The 23,477-nt window shown below is 45.2% G+C and carries 17 protein-coding genes; 1 reads left to right on the forward strand and 16 read right to left on the reverse strand.

Features of this window, described 5'->3' with window-relative positions:
- Positions 1-191 precede the first annotated feature (191 nt).
- From LKD70_RS12945 to LKD70_RS13020, 16 genes are all read right to left on the reverse strand, one after another.
- On the reverse strand, positions 192-1,628 hold the full coding sequence (locus LKD70_RS12945; protein ID WP_227708387.1) for a flippase: 1,437 nt from the start codon (positions 1,626-1,628) through the stop codon (positions 192-194).
- Positions 1,625-2,716, reverse strand: a complete 1,092-nt coding sequence (locus tag LKD70_RS12950) for a glycosyltransferase (RefSeq protein ID WP_227708388.1) — start codon at positions 2,714-2,716, stop codon at positions 1,625-1,627. Before LKD70_RS12950 ends, LKD70_RS12945 begins: the two co-directional genes overlap by 4 nt.
- 15 nt (positions 2,717-2,731) lie before the next feature.
- Positions 2,732-4,495 (reverse strand): ABC transporter ATP-binding protein, encoded by a 1,764-nt coding sequence (locus tag LKD70_RS12955; RefSeq protein ID WP_227708389.1) that lies wholly within the window; start codon positions 4,493-4,495, stop codon positions 2,732-2,734.
- The gene (locus LKD70_RS12960) at positions 4,492-5,313 is read right to left on the reverse strand and encodes a hypothetical protein (protein WP_227708390.1); all 822 of its coding nucleotides are present in this window, start codon (positions 5,311-5,313) and stop codon (positions 4,492-4,494) included. Before LKD70_RS12960 ends, LKD70_RS12955 begins: the two co-directional genes overlap by 4 nt.
- Positions 5,310-5,786 carry a S24/S26 family peptidase gene (locus LKD70_RS12965; protein WP_227708391.1) on the reverse strand — a complete coding sequence of 159 codons (477 nt, stop codon included), beginning with the start codon at positions 5,784-5,786 and terminating at the stop codon, positions 5,310-5,312. Before LKD70_RS12965 ends, LKD70_RS12960 begins: the two co-directional genes overlap by 4 nt.
- Positions 5,783-6,025, reverse strand: a complete 243-nt coding sequence (locus LKD70_RS12970) for a PqqD family protein (protein ID WP_227708392.1) — start codon at positions 6,023-6,025, stop codon at positions 5,783-5,785. The genes LKD70_RS12965 and LKD70_RS12970 overlap by 4 nt, the downstream gene beginning before the upstream one ends.
- Positions 6,026-6,069: 44 nt before the next feature.
- Positions 6,070-8,709: a SpaA isopeptide-forming pilin-related protein gene (locus LKD70_RS12975; protein ID WP_227708393.1), complete on the reverse strand. Its 2,640-nt coding sequence runs from the start codon at positions 8,707-8,709 to the stop codon at positions 6,070-6,072.
- A gap of 6 nt (positions 8,710-8,715) precedes the next feature.
- A complete protein-coding gene (locus LKD70_RS12980) occupies positions 8,716-10,032 on the reverse strand; it encodes a DUF4832 domain-containing protein (RefSeq protein WP_227708394.1) in 1,317 nt (438 codons plus the stop codon).
- 112 nt (positions 10,033-10,144) lie between these two features.
- Positions 10,145-11,365: a glycosyltransferase gene (locus LKD70_RS12985; protein ID WP_227708395.1), complete on the reverse strand. Its 1,221-nt coding sequence runs from the start codon at positions 11,363-11,365 to the stop codon at positions 10,145-10,147.
- The gene (gene pelG, locus LKD70_RS12990) at positions 11,358-12,845 is read right to left on the reverse strand and encodes an exopolysaccharide Pel transporter PelG (protein WP_227708396.1); all 1,488 of its coding nucleotides are present in this window, start codon (positions 12,843-12,845) and stop codon (positions 11,358-11,360) included. The genes LKD70_RS12985 and pelG overlap by 8 nt, the downstream gene beginning before the upstream one ends.
- Positions 12,845-14,320 carry a GT4 family glycosyltransferase PelF gene (pelF, locus tag LKD70_RS12995; RefSeq protein ID WP_227708397.1) on the reverse strand — a complete coding sequence of 492 codons (1,476 nt, stop codon included), beginning with the start codon at positions 14,318-14,320 and terminating at the stop codon, positions 12,845-12,847. Before pelF ends, pelG begins: the two co-directional genes overlap by 1 nt.
- Positions 14,321-14,340: 20 nt before the next feature.
- The gene (locus tag LKD70_RS13000) at positions 14,341-16,161 is read right to left on the reverse strand and encodes a DUF2194 domain-containing protein (RefSeq protein WP_227708398.1); all 1,821 of its coding nucleotides are present in this window, start codon (positions 16,159-16,161) and stop codon (positions 14,341-14,343) included.
- The gene (locus LKD70_RS13005) at positions 16,154-18,547 is read right to left on the reverse strand and encodes a hypothetical protein (protein ID WP_227708399.1); all 2,394 of its coding nucleotides are present in this window, start codon (positions 18,545-18,547) and stop codon (positions 16,154-16,156) included. The genes LKD70_RS13000 and LKD70_RS13005 overlap by 8 nt, the downstream gene beginning before the upstream one ends.
- A 41-nt stretch (positions 18,548-18,588) precedes the next feature.
- Entirely contained in the window at positions 18,589-19,509 is a 921-nt protein-coding gene (locus LKD70_RS13010) for a hypothetical protein (RefSeq protein ID WP_227708400.1), read from the reverse strand.
- A gap of 1 nt (position 19,510) precedes the next feature.
- Positions 19,511-21,712 carry an NAD-dependent epimerase/dehydratase family protein gene (locus LKD70_RS13015; RefSeq protein ID WP_227708401.1) on the reverse strand — a complete coding sequence of 734 codons (2,202 nt, stop codon included), beginning with the start codon at positions 21,710-21,712 and terminating at the stop codon, positions 19,511-19,513.
- Positions 21,713-21,728: 16 nt separating this feature from the next.
- A complete protein-coding gene (locus LKD70_RS13020) occupies positions 21,729-22,961 on the reverse strand; it encodes a nucleotidyltransferase domain-containing protein (protein WP_320442606.1) in 1,233 nt (410 codons plus the stop codon).
- A gap of 248 nt (positions 22,962-23,209) precedes the next feature.
- On the opposite strand from LKD70_RS13020, the gene LKD70_RS13025 reads away from it, so the two are divergent.
- Positions 23,210-23,476, forward strand: coding sequence for an autorepressor SdpR family transcription factor (locus tag LKD70_RS13025; protein WP_227708402.1), 267 nt, complete (start codon positions 23,210-23,212; stop codon positions 23,474-23,476).
- Position 23,477 lies beyond the last annotated feature (1 nt).

Raw genomic sequence — 23,477 nt, forward strand, 5'->3', positions numbered from 1 at the left:
AAAGCTGAAGTTCTTTTTCTATAAAAATTTCTTCATCTGTTAAGTGAAAGTAGGAAATATCAAAAATATCAGCAACTATGCAGCATTGACCGCAGTGAAGTGAATTATCATGAATAATTCAGGTTTATAATAATATCATTATCTTTTAATTATTGCAACTTTTTCTTCTTTTTGTTTTTTTAGCAGTTTTTTTAATTTTTTCGTGTCCTAATGTCTTTTATGGAATCAAGTACTTTTCTCTCGCCAAAATACAGATACACAAAAGCACCTGCTGCATAAACACCTCCTCCGGCCAGTATATCAACCACAATATTCAGCAAAGGATTCATTTTTAGGCAATCAAGCAGACTGCATGGCACAAGAATCAGACTTCCCAACAGACAGTATATAACCATATGTTTGAAAAAGTACTTTACCTGCAGTTCACTTCTGACAAACCAGAGCTGAATCACCATCACCACACACTCTGACGCCACTGTTCCGATGATGGCTCCCGCGCTTCCCAAACGTCCGATCAGCATAAAATTAATCACAAAATTCACCGCTGCTCCCGACATAAGAGCCATCACGTATTCCCGATCCATATATCTTGGAAGCAGATATACATTTCTGATCAAATCCGAATATCCGGACAGAATAACTACCGGGGCAATCATCTGCAGAAGTAGTACACACGTTGCAAACTTGCTTCCATAATACAGCGGAATAAAATCATCTGCCACGCCGATAAAACCAAAGGTCATCCCCACCGCAATAAAAGAGACAAGATGAAAAACAGCCTGAAAAAGCCGGTCTACGCCTTTTCTGTTGTTCTGTTCATACAGGAGCGTCATTCTCGGCATCACCACATCGCCTATCGCCGTCAGCACTGTTACAGCTGTCAGCGTAATACTCTGGACGTTTTCGTAATATCCCACTTCGGTTATGCCGACAATATTTCCAATCATGATCCTGTCCATCATACTGTACAGATATTTGGCAAAAACAGGGAAGAAAAGCAGAAGAAGACTTTTCCAGTGCCTTTTTGTGATATATCTCCAGGATATCCGCACGTCGATATACTTTGGCAGAAATAGCCACGTACAGGCCTGAATCAGAAAAACTCTGAACGCCTGAATAAATATATAAATTCCTGTATCCGCTTCCGTTCTCACAAATCCGAACACAAAGAATACAGACAGAATATTAAATATTGCACAGACTGTCGTGGTAACCCGGAACTCCTGCATCCCCCAGAAAAACCAGGATATGTCAAACATAAAGGAGAGAAGATTGAACACCTGCAGCAAAAGCGCCATGGAGTATTCCCCACCAAATACATTTACATAGCATAAGTAGACGGCCAGGACGACAATCGAACAGCTGATTTTTATTGAGATAAGCTCCGAAAAAACCCGGCTTCTCTTTTCTCTGTCATTTCCGCATTTCGAGATTTCTCTGTTTCCATATTTTGAAATCCCCAGATTAGCAAACAGGCCAAATAAAGAAACAATGGAATATGTATACGAATACGTTCCCACCCCTTCCGGTCCAACTACACGGGAAATATATGGTGCCAGAATCAGCGGAACAATAATGATCAGAACCTGATAGCCGACGTTATATACAAAGTTTTTCAAAATATTCATACCGAAGAATCATTCCATTCCTTATACAGCTCAAAGTAACTTTTCACGTTCCGGTCAACAGAATACGGCTCTGTATAATTGGGCAGTATCTCAGGATAATTTCTCAGACCCTCTTTCATCTTCTCCACAATGCCCTCGACCGACGAATCGCATAAATATTTTTTCAGTTCTCCGCGCATAACCTTTTCTGTTCCGCTGTTTCTGACCGATACGACCGGGCATTTACAGTAGAGAGCTTCGATCACTACCATGGACAACCCTTCCGTATCCGATGTCAAAAGGAGAAGATCTGCATTTGCCATCCATTTATATACGTTTTTCTCCCATCCTCTAAAATACACTTTTCCCCCGACACCATAACTGACTGCCATCGTTTTTAATTCGTTTTCCAATTCTCCTATTCCCAAAATCACAAGAGAATACTTTTCCTGAAAACTTCCTGCACAGAAAGCCTGTATCACTCGTTCTGGATGCTTGACCCCGGTCAGTCTTCCACAAAACAAAATATACGGTTCGGTAAAGCCGGGCTTTTCTGTTTTAAGCCGGTCAGCTTCTTCAAAATTAATCGGATTCAAGACGGTTTTTACAGTGTCCGGCTTCAAATGATATACATTGATCATCTCATCGGCAACGGAAGTACTGACACCAATCACCTGTCTTTTCCCATACAGCCACCTGATAAACATTTTGTATAAAAAGCTGTGAGAAAACGGGACAATGTCCTGGTGCGCATGCAGAACATACAGCGCTTTATCCGAATATCCGGACAGCCTTACAATCAAATCTGTAAAAAGCAGATTAGAAGTCAGAAGGCTGACGTCTCCGTCTTTCATGATCCTCCCAAGCTCACGGTTCAGTTTTCTGACCAGTCCGACAGCCCGCGTAAAATACGACAGCCCTGAAATCTCTGTGTCATCGCACAGATACACAACGCTTATCTCCGGATGCAGTTCATACTGTATTCCTCTGTGAATACAGATAATCGTAACTGCCACGCCCTTTTTCTGCAAATAATTTGCCTGGGTCACCACGACCCTTTCTGCGCCCCCATTCTGCAGTGAATTAATAATAAATACAGCTTTTTTCATCTCTGAACCCCACATCTAAAATTCAAGCATAATCTGCCGGATCCCCTCTTCATCCAGCTGCGTGATCTCCTGCTCACTGATACGGTATACCCTTGTGCACATCGTCAGAACGCTCGGTCGGTGTGTTGTGACAATACACGTTTTATTTCTCGCTGACTCCATAATATTTCGCAGAAGCCGTCTTTCCGTCGCAACATCAAGCGCTGAGGTTGCCTCGTCCAGAAGCATGACCGGTGCATCACACAGCATTGCACGTGCAATAGACAGACGCTGAAGCTGGCCTTCTGAAAGGCCTCCGCCTCGCTCCTGCAGATATGTATCCAGCCCCTCGGGCAGCTTTTTCACAAATTCATCCGCACATACATCCTCGAGGACAGTCCATATCTCTTGGTCGGTAGCGTCCGAGTTCAAAAGGCTTAAGTTCTCACGTATCGTCCCGGACATCATCGTATTTCCCTGCGGCACATAAGCAAACAGTTTTCTTGCCGCCGGTGTAATTGCAAGCGTTCTGTCCCCGGTCTGCGCCCACACGCTGCCGCCCTTTGCTTCCACAAGCCCCAGCAGAATGCGAAGCATCGTTGTTTTCCCCTCGCCTGACGGTCCGACAAGCGCCACCGCCTCCCGGGGCTTCACATAAAAAGAGGCTCTCTCCAGCACTTTATTCCCGTTATGATACCAGAAATCGATATTTCGTGCCTGTATTGTAACACCACCGGCGCTCCGTGCATATTCCTTGAACGAATCCACCGCTTCAATATCCGCCTTTTCCTCCGCCGGGATATCAATTACCGCCATAATGCGCCCGGCAGAAGTCGCTGCTCCCACCGCCGTCGGAACCATATTCACAAGGCTTGAGAACGCCGAGGAAAGATTTCCTGCCTGCTGAAGAAAAAGGGTCATTGTTCCATAGGTAATCACTCCGGTCCATAACCGGTATACCCCCCATCCGAAACAGGCGGCAGTAACTCCCATCCCCACAATCGACATCATGGAAGACGTCATAATTGTAAACTTATTATAATCAAGCTGTACATCTCTGTAGTATTCCTGTTTGTCCTGAAACAGCCCGTCATACTTTTTCATCAGGCCAAACGCCTTAATATACTGAAGGTTCTGAAAGGCCTCCTCATTGAAGGCCATCATTTCCGAGTTCACCTGGAGCATTTTTTTGTTGTAGATGCGCATCTTTCTCATAAGGATCCTTGACATTGCAAGGGTAACGGGAGCGCTGGCGAGCGCCAGAAGCGCCATAACCGGATCATAGTATAAGATCAGTCCCAGCGTTGCCAGAAACTGTACGATTCCTGTCACAAATGTGGGAATCCATCCGAGCACACTTGCCGCCACTGTATTTACATCCGAATTTAACCGGTTCAGAAGATCCCCCGAATGATATTCCGAAAGGGATTCCCAGTCAGCCGAAAGCACCTTACTGAAAACTTCAGCACGAATCTCCTGGCTTACCATAATTCTGTTTTTAGCCGTCACACGGCTGGACCACGCATTTACCCCGACATTAAGAAGCATCATAGCCACATATCCGACAGCCGCCGGCAGAAGAGCGCTACTGTCATAACCTGTAACTGCATCGATAATATATTTGGAAACAACGCCTGTTCCAAGTCCCATAACAGTACTGAATATCCCGAGACATATATAAAGGAGAATCGCCCCTTTATACTTCACACTGTACCCGTATATCCATTTTACTTCACCCATGATTTCAAAGAGCATTCCCTCTTTGAGCCGCTTTTTCAAATGGCGTATATAATTTCTCACCTTATTCCTTCTCCCCAAACAGTCCGACAGGCAAGCTCTACCGCCTCCTTATCCGGAAGGCAGGACAGAAAATATACCGGAACCTGTCTTACAAGTACGTCAAGCGAATTCATTACCTCCGTCACACACAGCCTGTTCCATGACGGGAAAAAAACATGTGAAAAAAATGCGGATACTGCTTCGTCCCCCTCTAATCGGCGTATTTCATTTTTACTGCCCTGCGCCAGTACAACAATTGCTTTAAGCGGAACCTTCTCATTTACCGCATAAGACGAAGAGCCTTTCCACGGTGTTCCCCACAGCATGCATCCTGTTTCACTGCAGTCAAGAACCGCCTTATCTCCATTGAGTATTTCCGCATTCTTATATTTTTCCCACAGTTCTGCCTGTGTCGTTTTCCCTGTACCTGAGGACGCGGTGAAAATCACCCCTTCTCCCCTCCAGCTGATGCAGGATGCATGTACAAGAACGCCTCCTTTTCCGGAAAGATACGAGTAGAACGCACAGAGAAAGACTTCCATCACTCCATCCTCCCCGTACTGCGCCCCCTCAATCACAAAACGTCTCCACTCCGAATCTGCTGCAAGCCTCACTCTGGGAAATTTTCTGCTGACAAACAGATGAGGATGCACCTCTTCCATCTGATAATAATCCACACCGTACCACCTGTGAAACGTTCTCTGATCCTCCCAGAGCTCCACCGTCACCTCGGGAACACTCTCCTGGCATTCAAATTTTTCAAACATGCTTAATGGGAAATCTTTCTCCCTGCTGATTTTTACCACTTTTCCCGCAATGCGGTAATATCTCTCCGTCATCCTTTTCCGGCCCTCTTCTGATTTCTGCATTTCTTCACAAAAGCAACTGTTTTTACTATCAATCCACGAACCGGCTTCATCATTCTCCACAGAAAAACATAAGCCCGGTATACCGGGCTGTTACATGAAATATACCGTCCGTTGCGCACGATTCCCTCTGCGACTCCAAGTACCTGATCACGAGAAATCACTTCTGTCCACGTCTGAGAATCTCCGTTTATGACGAACTGGTTCCCCTCTTCCTTTATAATCCGGTGAAGAATGCATGTTCCGTCTTTTCTCTGAAAGAATACAATCTCACCGCGCCGCGGCTTCCGCCTCTGCGGAGATGTCAGGTACACCTGATCCCGCAGATGGCTGAGTGTCGGACTCATACTATGCCCTGTAACAGTCAGCACAATACTGCGTCCGGCAGGGAACTCCCGCTCCATCAGTTCCCTCATTTCCTCCGCATTTACTGTCCGCACACTCATTTTTCCAGTATATCCTGGCGTGCCAGTTCTTCTGTAAACTCTCTTACACTCCGGACAAGCGTTTCCGGTTTCTCGTCATAGCTGCGGGCAAGAAGTTCAACCACTTCTTCTTCCGTATGATCCTCCTCAAGAATCTTCCAGATTTCCGCTGCCGTATCATTGAGTGAAATCAGTCCCTGTACCTTTCCTGCCATACTGCCAATCGGCACAGCCACCCACGAATCCGCTATCTGTCTCAAAATAAAACCACTCTTAATTTTCATCTCTGCCCAACTGCCTCTCCTTATTCCATACGATGATTAATCAGCTTCAGGTCAATCCGCTGTTCATCAAATGTCAGCGAAATATAGTACATTGCTTCGTTGAGCATATAGCCCTGCGGAGCATTAATCTCCCTCACAATATAATCGCCGCATGGAATGTCCTTGAAGTAGAACATTCCGTTCCAGTCTGTAATTGACACGAGCACAGAGCTGTCCTTTGAGAACTCTGTTGTCTCTACTGTAAACAGGCCAATCTCGGCCATGGCAAGGGGATGATTATGCTGATCTGTCTTCACACCCCGGATCGTACCGCGGATCATCTCGCTCGGAATCTGGTTTCCATCATTTACATACAGATGGATTTCTTTTGTATTCTGATCCTGATATGCAAAACGTACCTCGTAGCGTGTATCTGAACACCTGTAATGGCTGTTCGTCAGAAGTTCTCTGACATAATAGCTGCCATATGGTATATCCAAAGCAAAACAGATTTTTCCCGCTTCATCACAATGCCTGATGTCAATCAGTCCATCCTTTGGAATCTCAGTCCCGTCAGACAGCATTATGTTCTCCGCGGCAAACAGTCCGAACGCGAAGTCTTTGATTTCGCCCTTGTCTCCAATACCGAATATCTGATCCTCTCCCAATGTTTTCTCGAGATGGATGAAAACATTCTGACGCTCCCCTTCAAACTCAAGAAATGTCTCTGTTCCCGTCGCTTCGCCGTCTGCATATAAAAGCTCTGCCTTCTTAATTTCCGTATTTCTCAAAAGTCCATAAGGCGCTTTCTTTTCTTCTACCCTGTACTTTCCGAGATACAGCTCCCCGCTTACGGCATTTCCACCTTCGTCCGTTACAACGGTCTCTGCCACTGTATCTTTTGACATTCTGAGCGTACCGTCCGGAGTTACAATATCTTCATCTGCAATAATTTCATATACGGCACCGGCAACACTGCTTTCTTCAAAGCGCGGCGTATAAACAGATTCGCCGCCTACAGAATAGCCACCCGTGCCTCTTATTGTATTATCAGAAATATCCACTTTAGAGAGCACCGGTCCGCTCTTATGAAGAGTAATTCTTCCTTTCTGAGCAACGTTTTCTGCCGAAACTGTTACAATTGCAATGCCATTTTCCACAGCAGCGCCCGTTTCGGAAATTTCAAACGATACAGGCTGTGCTCTTTTCACATACCCGTAAGGCGCTTCCTTCACCGTCATCTGGTACATGCCGTTTTTCAGTTTATCCGGTGTAATAAAATACCCGTTTGCACCGGCTGAAAAAGTTTCAAGCAACATCGGCTCCGGATATGTAACCATCATAGTGACCATTTTCCCCGCACTGTCAGATATCATATATGTTCCGCCTGCAAGGGGGATCACATTTCCTGTCTCCGCATCTTTCTGCACTACTTTGACGAAAAATCTCTGTTCAGAGCTTCTCACAGAAACCGTATGAGTCTTTCCTGTCCGATCCAGCGTAACTTCAAAGTCTTCCGCCATCTCCACACCGCTTCTGCCATTGGTCTGATGTACAATATACGTCCCCTGCGACAATGCTTTCGACCTGGCATATCCGTCTTCGTCGCATACCAGCGTATCGCGTTCGTTGGCCTTCGCACTTTCATAGCTGCCTGCACTCTTAAGATAAAGCTGAAATTCTGCGCCCGCCTCGGGAAGCGCGACATTTCCCTCTCCGCCATCCGTATGCTTCACCACTGCAATAAATTCTTTATCCTGCTGCGGCATCAGATCATATGAGGGCACTGCTTCTCTTGCCTCCTGCGGCAGTGCTTTCGGTTTTTCTTTCTTTTTTCCTAATCTCATTTCCAACACCTTTATCCTCACTGCATATTTAAACCATGTAAAGTAATATTTTTCGTCTTTATAGCAGGCTGCAATCCTCTGGAAAAGCTCATATCTTGCCTCCCGGTTCTTTCTGTACATGTCTCTGTGCTTGCTGTACAGCTGAAGATATCCAACTACATCAATCAGTTTATGTGATTTTTTCAGAGTACTTTTCTCCACATAACTGCAGACGAGATTCTGGTCTATGGAAGCAATTCTGTGCTTTTCAGCCAGCCGAATCCACATATCGTAGTCGTCCTGCCTGTGTATGTGTGTGTCGAACCCGAGCATATCCTCAAACGCCGTCCGTCTGAACATTACCTGGGAAACCGAATGGATCGAGTCCTGTGAGAGAAGTCCCGCTGTATTTCCGGAATTTCCGCCCACCTCCGGCGCCATCTTATACTGTATGGAAAGAGCATCTTCCTCCTGCATCCAGCTGTGGCAGAAAACAAGAGCAACATCCGGATTTTCTTCCAGTACCTCTACCTGCGTGGCGGCGCACTCCTGATTCCAGGCATCCTTTGCCATCAGAAACGCAAGATATGTTCCATTGGCCTGCGCGGCTCCTTCATTCTTTGCCGCAGCAAACTCCCCTTTTTTACTCGGACACACAATCACCGGAATATCCGGATATTTCTCCATATCTTCGCGAAGTCCCAAACTGTATGCGCTGCCACTCTCGTTCGCATCAATAAGGATAATCTCGTAATTCTGATAGCTCTGTTCAAGAACACTTTGTATCGCACGCCGCAGAATAAGAGAGGAATTTTCATAAGATACGATAATAATGCTTAACAACGGTTCTCTCATATTCTGTCACACCCCTTTCTTAACTCTGCCCAGAAGGCAGCTTCCGTCATCCCCCACTGTGTTTTCATTTGCAAACAGAACTGTCTCTTTGTCTTTCTCCCCTGTAACCTGAAGCCTGATCTCGTATTCTCTACCTTCCTCCAGATCCAGCTCTGCTGAAAAACTGCTTACCTTTCCCGGCTGCCACATTCTGACGTCCGTATCAGCTTTGATCCGTTTTACTGTGCCGCTTTCCGTATCCTTTACAATCACCTCCACAGTACACGGCGTGTACCGCGAAGCGTAACCTGTGTTTTCCACCTCGACAGTTATGCTGCTTTTCTGCCACTTCCATCCGGCTTCTTTCAGCGATGTATCTCGGATTACAAACCGGTAGCCAAGATGTCTTTCTATATAATCATATCCGGACATTCCGTCAAAAACAGAATTTTCTTCCCGAAACACGGTATTTTTCCATTTATCGATTACTTCTGTATCATGTGCCTTATTCAGATATGATACATGCATTGTATTCAGCGTCTCATCCGCATTATAAAGATCGTTCAGCTCATTGTCCAGAACAGCTTCTCCGCCGTTTGGCACATAGAGATTGAGCTCATTCTGAAAGTCCAGCTCGTCTTCCCTGATCCAATGATCGCTTAACAGTTCCGACTTTTCTTTTGTCAGATCACCATACGTGCCGCAATCCAGGGAATTTCCCATAATCCCGTCATTAAACAAAGACAGTCTGGACTTCAGCACAGACATATCCCATGCCTCAGATTCACTGAGCGGTTCCACGGTCCGTGCTGCCATCCGCCAATATGCAGGAGTCCGGACTGCAAGAAATGCGGATTTTGGCATCGACTCATGCATCTTCTGTATAAGGATCTGATAGGTATCGTTTGTCAGGTACCTTGAGCTGTGCATCTCGGCCCAGCTTCCTACAAACACACCCTGAATAATATAGATCTGACCCTCATATTCCTCCATAACCTCACCGATCTGCTCCATATGGCGTAGAACAATGTCCAGAGACCGGGGATCGCTCTCCATTCCCTTTCCATCCCAGTCATACAGAGGACGGACAATCAGAGAAACGCTCTTTTCTTTTTCAGCATACGCTTCAAATGTCTTACTGATCTGCTCAAGGCCTGTATCGCTGATTTCACGATCTGCATACTCTCCTATGTGAATCTGAAGCAGCTCAAGTGTCTCATCCGTCTTCTCATTGCGAATGAGTTCATACGTGTCTTCTGCAGTCGGAGATATATCACTGATAGTAACACCCTTAATATTATAGAATCCACGTTCACTGTTTGCAAGAAATTTATTCGTTTCCACATATTTTTCTGCTTCCCAGTTTAATTTCCATCGGGAAACACCAAAAATTACGAGCCCCATAATAATTACAGCTCCAAGAATTATAATTGTTGCGCCGGTTTTTCTCTTCAATTTACGCTCGCTCCCCAAGCAGATTCAAAAACTCGTCAAGTCCGTTCTGATATGCTGACTTTCTTTCATAAGCAGCCTGTCCGTATTTGTTCCGGAGTCCTTTGTCGTTAATCAGCTTTTCGATTCCATCTGCCAGCGACTCCGGCTCCATCCCGACCACCAGTCCGTCTGTTCCCGAATCGATCTGTTCTTCGATTCCTGTACAGGCTGTCGCCACTACGGGTTTTCCCAATGCCTGCGCTTCCTCGATCACAATGCTTTTTCCTTCAAAGCGGGATGCACACACATAGATATCCGTCTGACTGAAGTATGGATACGGATTTTCCATAGCGCCGAGAAGATAAACGACCGCCCCAAGTCCTGCCTCTCTGATCTGTCTCTGCAGCTTTTTCTTTTCCTCTCCCTCACCAAGTATATACCACCGGAATCTGCATCCTCGTTTCACCAGGATATCCGCTGCCTTTACCGCAATGTCAAATCCTTTCATAAAATACAGCCTTCCGACAGTAAGCAGACGTATTCCATCGTATGTATCCGTAAATCCTCCCGGCTCCAGGGCACGTTCCCGGATGTGTTCTCTGTTAATTATATTGAAAAACAGTTTCGTTTTGCCTGTATACTCAGGATATATTTTCAGAAAACTTTTCCTTACATCCGACGAAACGGCAAAAATCCGGTCACAAACCTCATAACATCCTCCGTCAAGTTCCCGGGAATACCCCGCATGCACAACATCCGTATGAAGGAATGCGGCCTTTCTCTGCGCCTTGACTTTTTCCGCCACATACCATGTAGCAGGCCCTTCCAGATAAGCAACAGCAAGATCAAATTTCCCCGGAAGTGCACAACTTCCATCAGCAAGCATCCTCCGCATGATTTTCTCTGTCTGCTGTGCATCCTTCGTCCTGTCTCCAGTATTCCTTCTGCCGCGCATACGCACAAGCGCTTTTTTCAGGCTGCCTTTCCTCACAGTTGCCTGAGCAAGCCGCACGCCAACAAAAAATTTACCTCCTGCCGAGAGCACAGACCTGCTGTCTGTTCTGCGGTTCAGGATCTTTACATATTCGGGTACCTCCGAAAACAGCTCGCCTCTCGGGATAAGCACATAAAGATAAACTTTATACTGCTCCGGATTCAAAATACGCAGCAGCTCAATCAGCGCTCTTTCCGCTCCGGCTCTTCCCATTGTATTCATGACGAAAAGAATGCTTTTTCTATGCATGAGCTTCTCCCTTCTTCTCCTGCTGTGCTCTTCGTTTTTCCCGGAGATCATATACTTTTGCGTCAGGCATCGGCTCATTCTTCCTGTCCAGAAGAGTTCCCCTGCAGAAAATATGCTCATCAAGGTGGTTTTCCAACCAGCGCATCCGCATATATGCAAAGCTCCACGCTACGATACTTCCCACAAACACTCCGATCCCATACCAGTAATCCTGAAAGCCTTTGGCAAACACACTCACTATTCCTGTAATAACCACAAAAATCAGACTGGTAAGCGCACTTCCCGTCAGATCATTAAAATACTGGAGGAAAAGGATAATCGTATATAGCAAAAACAAGACGAAATATCCGGCTGCCAGGCATGGATATATGGACATGACAAGTCCTGTCATTCCGATTCGCGGCAGAAGAATAATGCACAACAGAAACAGTACAACCGATATAATATACTGAAGCTGTGTCACCCTCATAAGCTGATCTCCCATCAAGCGGAACATTCTTGCTTTCGCCTTTTCGATATCTTTCAGTCTTCCTCCGAGTACAGACTCCGTATATTCCTGGTAGCGCTCATGGAAGTGCATCTCCACATAGGCAATGAAAATTACGCTTGCGGACAGATTCGTAAACATGGCAATACAGCTTGCCATGTCATAAGGCTGATTACATACATATGTGTTGGCAAGCACCATACGCATATCTTCCTTCGTCCAAAACACGAAGTTGTGAATAAAAAGCCCCAATATATAGAAGAAATTCGTGAATATCAATTTCCAATAAATTCTGAAATATCCGAGCACTTCCCGATAGTGATGGCTGTTCTCGTGGAAATACGTCTTTGTATATCCATATTCCAGACAGGCGATCAGGAAAAAGCCGATCGTCATTGAAAGCAGCATACTGTAGGTAATCGTCATTCCGATGACAAATCTGAAAAGCAGCGAAAGAATAAAACAGATTACCATCCCAATTGCAAAAAAGAAGGAAATTTTCTTATATGCTTTCACAATTGACAGATAAAGCATCTGGTAAAAACACAGACCAAGTCCGATAAACGCACAGAACGAAGTACATATCCAATACAGAGGAATCTCCCCAACCACATATGCCCAGATATGAAACGGTATCCCGATCAGAGCCGCGAGCCCCATATTGAGCGCCATCCCGACATAAATACACGGAAGAATATCTTCGTATCTCTCTTCAAAAATCCGGTCTCCCACGTATTTTGAAAGCACAGAATTAAATGGTGACGCGGTCAGAAGCGAAAAGATAAAAACATACAGAATTGTACAGGAAAAAAGCTCTCTGTCATAGTATCTCACACTCTCAAATCCGAGACAGATATACATAAGCAGCATGGTTCCGATCACGACAAGCATCGGGGTAACCGTCGCGAGCATGCTGTATCCGGACCCGTACAGAGTGAAGACAAGCGTATGTCTTTTAAATATTCGGTTTAACCTGATTCCGATTCCAGCCATTAATCTGCTCCTTCCTGCTTTTCTATATCGAACGTCTCCTCCGGCCACGGGACACCATTGTCAGCGGCCATCTGGCGGTAAATTTCCTCATAAGTTCTGCGCATATATTCAATTCTGTATTTTCCGCAGACTCTCTGATATCCTATCTCTCCCATTCTTCTGCGCCTGTCTTCGTCAGACGCCAGTTCAACAATGGCGTCTGATATTTTTCCGATGTTCATAACCGGAAGGACAATTCCCGCATCACCGAGATCGTCCGACTCGCCGTAGATCAGTCCCTCACAGTTACCCACATTTGTCGCTATCATCGGCTTTTTCGCCGCGAATCCTTCCAGAACTGTAAGGGGCTGCCCCTCACTTATGCTCGTCAAAATCAGCATATCCATTTTCCCTATGTATTCTTTTGTATCGATCCTCCCAGTAAAAACAATATCTTTTACCTGCAGATTCTCCACAAGTTCAAAACACTCCTGCGCATACTCTTCATCCTCATCCCACGGTCCCATAATCCAAAGTTTCAGTTTGGGTTCCCGCTTCTTCGCATAGTAAAACGCATTGATCATCGTCTTCACATCTTTAATCGGTGCCACACGAAGGATTGCTCCCACATTAATCATCTCATCCCCCGGCTCTTTCCCCGGAATCTCTTCAAAATCCTCTACTTCGATTCCATTTGGCGTCACCCTGGTCTTTTCTTCCTGACAGCCAAGCTCAAGCTGAAGCGAGCGGGCATTTTCAAAAAGCGATGTCACCATATCGGCATGGTCATATGCGCAGAGGGACAGTTTTCTGAACTGTTCAATCCAGAAATCCTTATATACTCCCTGCACCCACCTTGCCTTGATAATCTCCTCTTCCCTCTCTCTTGTATAAATCCCGTGTTCCGAGACAAGGAGCCTGCTCCCGTACATATCTTTCGCCATGCTTCCGATCACTCCGGAATATCCGGTTGCCACACAGTGGTAAAGATCTGCCTTTTCCGGGCGAAACTGCAGTGCAAATCCAAGCGGCAGGTATATGGAACGCAGAGTCCAGAGAAAATCTGAAAATACGATATTTGTATATCGAAGCTCATAGACTTCCTTCGCAATATTAAGAAAGTCCTTTCCCATAAGAAGCTGATCGACAGACATGTGCTTTTCCTGAAACATCTGAAAAACAACATGCCAATTGACCTTCTCCCCCAGAACCAGCGCCCTCAGAGCTTCATATTCATCTGTCTTCAAGGAGACTCTCGCCTTTCGGTTGCGTTTTCCTCCTCGAAGCCACTGGCTGTCATTTAAATAGATCTCTCTTACTTCCGTCAGATTGTCAGGAAGCGTGTATGCAAATTTGCCGCTGATGCTTCTGTCCGCCACAATGGCAGCAACCGTAAACTCAATATTCGGAAACTGCTGGATCAGACTGTGCACCCAGCTTGACACACCGCCGACAACATAGGGATAACATCCCTCGGCCACAATGCATACTTTCATAAAGAGTCTCCTTTCCGCTGTCACTCGATATAGTAATCTGCGTGGTTCGTCTGGGAGAGCGTAATCTCCGCGGTTTCTTCCGTAACTGTCACCATATACCACCCAGATTCAATTTCCTCATACGTTCCGCCTGTCATGTCTGTGATCTCATTTCCATGAAGCCTCATGACAAAATAGCAGTCTCCATCCGCCGAATCAGCTTCAATCCGCAGAGTCTCGCCGTCAAACTGTGTATCATAGTTCAGCGCCATATAGCTCCGCACCCTGCGGTCTGCCTCCGATGCTGTCGTCTTCTCGAAACACTCAAACGGCGTCCTGAACGGCCGGTAATTTTTTGACCAGTCATTGCTGATGATATTCCAGCTGTCATTCTCAGAGTCCGGATAGAGCACTTTCGAGGTATCCACTGCTGTCCCATAATATCCGTATGCTGTCTGGAGACATCTGGAACGGAAATCATCGGAGTCTTCCATAACTCTGCTGTCCATATAGATTGGCATCTGAAGGACTCCGTTATCCAGATAGCTGAAAAATGTACCGTCATCTGTCTCGTCGTAATCTTTCAGTACCGTATTCACATCAGAGAGAAGATTGCCCTGTCCGACAAGCCCCTCATACTCTTTCTTGTCAAGATCTCCCGCCTGGAATGTAAGTATTTCATAATCCGGAAGAACCTCGTCAAACAACTGCAGATCCTGCGTAAGTTTCTCCTCAAGCGGAACATCCGACACCTGATATCCGGAAAGGCCGATCTCTCCCGACTCCTTCGTTACCTGTTCATAGTAAAACTGAAGGAGAGACTCATCCAGCTCATCGCCCTGCTCATAGTTCAGCCTCGGTGAACTGGTGACTGTCATCGCATCGTCTGTATCATAGAAAATCGCCACAATAGACGGCCAGAGAATATCCCGAAATACGATCGATGAATTCTGTCCGTACTCCCTTTCCATGACTTCCGGATTTTCATCTGCCATAACCGGGTAGTTTTCCACAACGGACACCTGAGCGTTCACCACAGGATACACATAGACTTCCTCTGTATCTGCCGCGAATCCTGTAAGGATTCCCGCCCCCATCTGGCCGGTAAGATAATCTCCGTTCACGACATACACTTTGCCTTCGTCCGGAGCATATCTCCAGATGATCGCGGGGAGATCTTCATTATCCAGATCCTGAATCCACGCCTCCTCAGACTGTGCCACCGCATATGCGGTCACAGAATCATCAAGTCTGGCGTAAGGCATCTCCTGTTCATAATCCTCATAGATCGTCTCACCGCCGATTACAAGTCCGGCAAAAAGCCGAAAGCCTTCCACTGTAATTTCGTCTTCCTCAATCTCAAGAATTCCAAGACTGTGTCTCAGGTCATCGTTTTCTTTCAGGATCTCCGTGTCAGGGAGCCCGGAAACGACCACATTGCGTCCCTGTTCAGCCAGATCTTTTAGTGCTTCTGTATCCTCATCCGATTCCAATGAAGAACCACTCACAATCAGGAATCCCGCACCGGACTCGTCCTTTGCCGCTTCGCTAAGGTCACTATAATAGCAGTATTCTTTCTTTTGTGAAATGCACCACTGCAGTCCGACTGTAAGACACTCATCGGATTCGCTTCCCACAAGTCCTACGGTATCTGTCGTTCCATTTTCTGAATATAACTCCTCTGCCTGTTGCTCATATCTGTCCTTTTCATTCTGAGCCAACTCCTCAGAAACAGCCTCAGAAGCATAAATATTTTCTCCTGTATCCATCAAGACATTCTCCGAAATACCCGTAAGCTGGAACATCAGCAGTACAACAAACATAATCAGTGTGATTGCGACATAATTGGCTCTACTAATCATACGTTTCCACCTCCGATGCCGTATAATCCCTGCTGTTATACCCATAATCGATTGCAAAGTTATTCAGGTAATACTCATTCTGTTCAATATAGTAGCAGACAAAATCATCGTCTTCGTAGTATACCTTCATTTCATTCGGGAATCTTTTCTGATACTCCTGCGCCCAGTAATAGAGACGGGAATTTGTTATGATCCTGTTTGTACCGGAATACTGAGAAAGCCCACTTGTCGGCGGCAGTTCCTGAGACGCCCAGTATTCGCTTACCTCTGCATCTACATCTGTAAATTCACCATACGAATAATCCATGCTTCTCTTTTCTATGAAGAAAAATACATACTGTGTCGGAATATACATCTCATCATCGTCACTGTAATTTTCCATCTCCTCCAAAAAGTCGCATACCTCATAATGCCACGCTACAGGTGATACCATATTGCGCTCCTCATTACAGGATACAATCGTCCATTTTTCATCCGGATATTTTTCCATTATATCATAAACGCAAAGCTGCGCTCCATCTCGCTCAAGGCTTGAAGAGTTCACTGTCTTTACCCTGATATACCCTCCTTCAGCTGTATAAAAAACAAATGCCGCAGCCATTGCAAGGGAAGCGAACTGCCACAAAGCCCTGACCCTGATTATCCGTCCCAGCACTACCAGTACTCCATCAGCAGCAAGACTGAGCCCTGTCAAAATAAAATATGCACAGTAGATCGAAGCCCTGCTCTGGTCAAGCAGTGATGGAAGCCCGAAAGTATCCGGTATACAGAGAATGATCAGAAATATTGAGGCAAGCAGTATCATGATAATATATCTGCTGTACTCCCACTCACGAAGAAGCCACATAAGGGGAATCTCAACAAGCAACACAGGCACACACCATACCCAGGCCTGCAAAACGCCTTCTGAACTGAAAATCAGCATCGTTAGCATGGCAACAGCTGTGCTTTTTGCATTTTCCACAAATTGTGATATTTTCTCCTGTAAAGACAATTCCGGTTGTGCAGGTTCAGATGAGGCCGTTTCTCCCGAGTTATCCCCCTGCGCCGACACCTTCGTATTCTCACCTGATGAATCAACTGCCGTATTTCCATTTTCTTCAGATGTATTTTCTGAAGAAGCGTCCTCAGACTGTTCTGTCTCATCACTCCGGCTGACTCCCATTACTTCCAGCGCCCAGTACAGCGAGCCTTCAAGCGGAGTTCCTCCCGCAAAAGCCACTGCCATTGGAAAAACCGGTATCATTATGGCAATCACCGCTGCACATACAAGTCTTCGAAATGTCTTTGGATTAAATATAAACCGGATGTATGCAACAGCAGCGGCAAGCACAAGCACTCCGGCGATAATCGTACTGTAAAAATGAGCAGAGAGAGTAAGACCGAAACTGATAATGAGAAGCCAGAGCTGAATTGTGGATTCCCTCCATCTTCTCTTTCCGTCAATCCTCGTATACAGAAGCTTCTGCTCTTTCATTCTTTTATATTCGGCATTTTCATCACGAACCGCCCGGAAAAATCGGATCAGCGCTATCACGCAGGGAAGGATAAACACCATTCCAAATTCCTGAGGAAGCGTTGCATAATAGCGAGCGTATCTTCCGCTTACCAGATAACTTCCCACAGCGAACGCGACGTATGTCAGATAGGGCGTATAGCGATAACGGCAGATTTCTTTTAAAAAAGCAAGGAACATCGTGAAAATGTAAAATGCCTGAACCGTGCCGAACAAAAGCACAAGCCTTACTGTAGGTATATCAAATACCGCATGGAAATAATACAGGAGGGCATGCATGCCAAACGGATAGATTCCGGCACGGTACAGTATTCCATCGTCCACCCCGTTAATCCAGTACATATGCACAACCAGATCCGATGCTCTCGGTCCAAAGTGATTTGTGATACTGAAATACCACATCACAAATGCGCTGCATCCCAAAAACAGGATAAGCTCAAAAATATTTTTTCTCAGAAAGATGCCGAGACGCCTCAATGCAGACTTTATTTCCCGTCCCAGCCAGCGGAAAAAGATCCGCATACTGTATCTAAAACTATTTTCGCGCTTAATAAATCTTCTCAGGTGAATCCACGTCTGTCTCACGTGCCCTTCCCATAGTTTTTTTCTTCCCTTGACAGCCATGCCAACCGGTATGGCAAAAGTCGTCGCAATCAGGACGTATCTGTTCGTAATATGAACAAGTCCCCACAGAAGCACTATCATTATGTAAAAAAAGTTTCCAGCAACTATGGAAAATACAAACTTCTGAGTAATACTCCTGCCCTGAAGAAATTTTCGCATGACAAAATAAGGCAGCACAACCACCATCAGTGTGTAGATTATAAATATTTTTGCAATCCAAACAGTAGTTACAAAATTAAACGACATCTTTTTTCTGCCTCCTGTATTGTCCTGCTTTATTGCTGTTTTTATCCCTGGAACAGTCTGATCAGCTCCATCGTTTCCTTATTGACGACGATACCCGACTTTTTAAGCTGTTCCATACATCTGAAAAAACCCTCTCTGTCATTGTATGAAAAATAATACTTCAGGCTTCCTATATAAGTATCCAGCTGGTAATCTCTGTTTTTCATTCCCCGGCGGGACCATTTTTCCGCCACAGGATATTCTTCGATATCAATCAGATCTTCCATAAGCCATCTGTACTGCTGTCCCTCCACACGTTCCGGATGATATCGGAAAAGGATATCTCCGATCTCATCTTCCATGTAGATATAGGCCCGTTTTTCATCGCCCGTGAGAATATTCTGACAGAGCACTTCGTGGATATATTCAAGCAGCAGACTTCCCAGATCAAAGTCTTCCGGATCCGCCTTAAGCTTTGAATGCATATTCTGTACATTTCCTCTGAACTCTGACAGCACATCCATGATCACAGATGCGGCATAGTGGGACGTCTCTGAATCAGGATTGTCAAGCGCAATTGCAATCGCCCCAAGAGATCTCCTGATATCTTTCTTCAGCACATCCAGAAGAAGTTTTCTCCTTCTTCTGACATCACTGACCAGCAGCGTCTCCTGCATGGGCGCTATATTAATATCCCGCTCTATATCTGCGGGGGTATAGTTCTTCATCTTTGCTCTGCTGAATGAAACATCCGACATATCCACATCCCTCTTTGCAAAAATGATGTACAGAATATGAGAAAATCCCATAAACAACGGACCTATTACAGGGCATACAATCATCACAAATGCCGCCATAAAATACTTTGCCCTATGTCCTCTATCTTTCTCCTTATTCTTCAGATGAAGAATTCCCCACAGCAGATAGACAATGGCAATAATCAGATTGATAATCAGAATAATAATCAGTAGTGCAAGCTGCATATCACATACTCTCTTTCAGACTGCATACAACTCCCTGCGAAGCGAAACGGCGTATAACAATATGTGCCTCCTGCGCATTGGAGTTGGCAAGAAGAATATAGATGTACCCGTCTTTCCCCACTCCGATACTGTCCGTTTCGCGAAGGTTCTTTAGCAGAATCTCATTGTAGTGTTTCAATTCCTTTTCATTCTTCTGCAGCACATCAACTGTTCCTGCAGACTGGATACAAATCAGTGCAGACTCTGCATAATCATGTTTACTGATTTCCATGCTCATCTTTACTTCTTCCTCAAACGCCTCTTCATTCAGAATACTTGTTTCCGGCAGATATCGTTTATCACTGAGAGCCTCCATATAAACATCTGAACGTGTAATAGCATTCTGGATCATATATCCAACAACCTTTAAAAGATTCATCTGATGAAGAGATATCTTTTCAAACGGGAGATTCCACACCATCAGGATATATTCCAGTTCATCCCCGTGCCGCAGGCCATAGGCCAGAACCGGCATTTCCTTCTTAAGCGAACGGTTGACGTAAACTTCATTTCTGGCAAGACTCTCTGACAGCTCTGTCTGTTCGGAATATTTAAGAGATTTGCCGAGCTGTCTTGCATCCTCTGTGGTAGCCACAAGGAGACGGCAGAAATCTGCATTTGACACTTTGTAAATTGCTGCATCTTCTGTCTCAAGCACCTGGCAGAGCACTCCTGCAGCCTGATACATTGCCTCTCCTGGATTCAGCTGTTCCAGACTTGCCGTCAGATTTTGCAGAACACCGAGGCTGTCGTCATAGGATACAATATGGTCCTCCAGTATATTCTTGACTTTCAGATTACTGCTGTTGATATCATAAATATCATCCAGCTGACCGGACAGAAATGCAATCTCCTCGTCCTTGTCATCCGTTATAATCTTCAATGTATCCCGGAGATGGCCGACCGCCATTCCGACGATAAAGAGCTGAGCCGTCCATATATAGATGTTATAATCCACCAGAACTTCAATTGCTGTTCTGTAATATGCCTGCCGGTAAATAAATCCTAGTGTACTGAAAAACGCTGATACAATCGCCTGCCTTTTTCCAAAAAACACGGCAAACAAAACAACATACAGCAAAAAGATATCAATACGCCGAAAATATTCACTGTCCGCCGTACGGTTATTGATAAGAAATACAATGATAAAACATACAAAGTTTTCTATAAACGGCAGAACCGCAAAAAATGTTTTCTCAAACCGGCGGAACAGCCGTTGGAACCAATTTCCTTCCCGCTCTTCACGCCTCAGAAAATCATTTCTGTTTTTGTCCATATATTCCATCATCCTGCGGACTCTCTCGCCGTAGCTGAAGCGGGTCTCAATTCCAAATTCTTCTTTTACTCGCTCTCCGGACATAATATTTTTCTGTGTGAGACCGATTGTATTGTCTTTGACCGTCACTTTTCTGGACGATGTTTCTTTAATAATACGTGCAATTTCAATTTCATTTTCTTCTTCAGAAGTCGTGATCTGATAAACGCTGTGTCGGTGCTCTCCCTTCTTAATAATCTCAAAAATTGCATAAACAGCATCTGCAATATACACAGATGAGAAAATATGCTTCTCTGAAGCGGGAATCTTACGGTTTCTCAAAGCACTTAAGCAGAGCTGTGCATGTACCTCAGTCACCTCTTTGCGGTTTCGCGGAAGCCAGTACATATGATCAAGCCTCAAAACAACCGTATCCATATTTGTCGTCTCGCCATATCTGATCACAAGATTCTCCCCCTGTGTTACCAGCATTCCTTTTGTCGATACCGGTGAGGTGGACTGTCCCTCAGCTACCGGAGACGCATAGCTCTCCTCATATACCTCATGAGAAGAAATATACACAAATCTTGGAACGCCGAGCATCTGTGCAGCCATAAGTACGTTAACAAGGCTTGACATATAGTACATAGACTCTCTTCTTGTCTTTCCGCTGCTCAAATTGCTGTCATATGCACCCGTAAAAAGGATAATATCAGGAGCTGCACTGTCTATAATCTCCTTAATACTGTCCGTATCATATGTAAAGTCATACTGCTCAAAAACATATGGATGCCGTCTTGTCGGATTTTTACTGCCCGTAAGCAGATAGACTTCCCATCCTTCTTTATTGAATTTTTCGATCAACTGACTGGTAAATATACCGTAGCCCCCAACGATTAATACATTCACTTGTGCAATCTTCCTTTTATTCAAACATTTTCATCTGTTTCATCAAAGCATTTCGCTGCTTTGCACTTTTAATCACATCCGAAGTTTTTCCTCTTCCAAGCCCCCGGTTATTCCGGAGAAAAATTGCGATCGTCACAGTCCAGAGAACCGGCCAGACTATCACAAGTTTTCTGAGACGCGGAAATCTCTTGCGCATCACTCTGTGCACCTCATATACATAAGACTTCAGGATATTGGAACTGCCTTTAAGAATTACCACTCGGGAGTTTACTCCCCTGCCGAACTCTCCGCCTTCTATTATATCCCGGTACAGCTTCTCTTCGCTGCCTTTATATTCCTCTCCATTGATTTCTTCCAACCATGGAACGCATTTATACGGAAGCCCCATATGTCTGACGCACAGCTGTGTCACCGTCCATGCGAACCCTGTAAGCCCTGTATCCTCAAGATATCTGAGGAACACCTCTGTTTCAACGTCTCCGGTTTTTTTTCTCCAGAATACACTCCAATCACACAGCATTCTCAACCCAAAGCCTGCATTTACAAAGTGCTGTGCCATATGAAGAAGCAGCTGAAGCGCATTTTCTGCAGGTGGGAGGACCGGAATCTTCTGTCCGGCCGCCAGATAGCAGTCCGGTCTGTATGAAAGTTCCGAATAGATATCCCTTATGGCCTTTTCTGATGCTGAATCGGATAGGAAGTCACATGGTCTCCAGTGAAGTTCAAGAAGGCATATCTTGTTCCCCATTTTTTTCGTCCACCCGCTGTGGAACTCCGCCAGTCCCTTTTCCGATTCAAATCCCTTCTCTCTTAATATGCATTCTGCCCGTCCAAACGCTTTTCTGTCCGGAATATAGATATCCGCATCAGCAAGTTTTCTCATTTCTTCCGAGGGATACAGGGAATTTAGTGAAATACCCTTTAGGACATATGCACTGATACCAGCATTCTTCAGAAGGGAAAGTACATATGTAGTAAATGAAAGCAGAGTATAGTATTGAAGCGAAAGCTGAATTTTTGCATTCTGAAACTTTTCTCTAATCTCCCGCGGAATGTCCTTCACGCCGAATTTATCAAGACCGGCTGACACGACTCCCCATATCTGATGCAGTTCTGCACAACGCCACAATTCAGTCCAGTCCTTTTCAGTCATAGTTGCAAGCATAGTCTCTGTCTGTTCTGTTATCTCACAGTTCTCCGAGAGACCGGCGGTTATGAGGGCATCCAATATGTTATTGTTTATACACATGCATATAATCCCCCCATTGTTAATAATATTCTTAATTATACGTCACTTCACAGAAAAACTCAATATTTTCCTTTATTTCACACAAAATCCACATAATCGTTCAGACAAGGAGCATGTCAGACCGCAGTCTGTCACAGTCTGCAGTCTGACTATTTAGATCTTTTTCTAAATAGCTCTTGACTTCGGCCTCCACTGGTGCTATACAGTATTTAGAAACTTTTCTAAATACTGATCAAAGGAGTGATTCATTGAGTTTTGCAGAGACATTCAAAGCGCTTTCCGATCCCGCAAGGAGGCAGATTCTTGAGCTTTTAAAAAACGGACGCCTGTCTGCCGGAGAGATCGCCAGCCACTTTGACATGACACAGGCGACGGTCTCCTATCACCTGAAAATTCTCAGGAAAGCGGATCTTGTTCGCGAAAGCAGGGAAAAGAATTTCATTTTTTACGAACTGAATCTGACAGTTGTGGAAGAGCTCATGGTGTGGCTGTCAGAACTGAAAGGAGATGCCTGAA

Source organism: Ruminococcus turbiniformis, from assembly GCF_020687545.1.
In the GTDB taxonomy this organism is placed as follows: domain Bacteria; phylum Bacillota; class Clostridia; order Lachnospirales; family Lachnospiraceae; genus Mediterraneibacter; species Mediterraneibacter turbiniformis.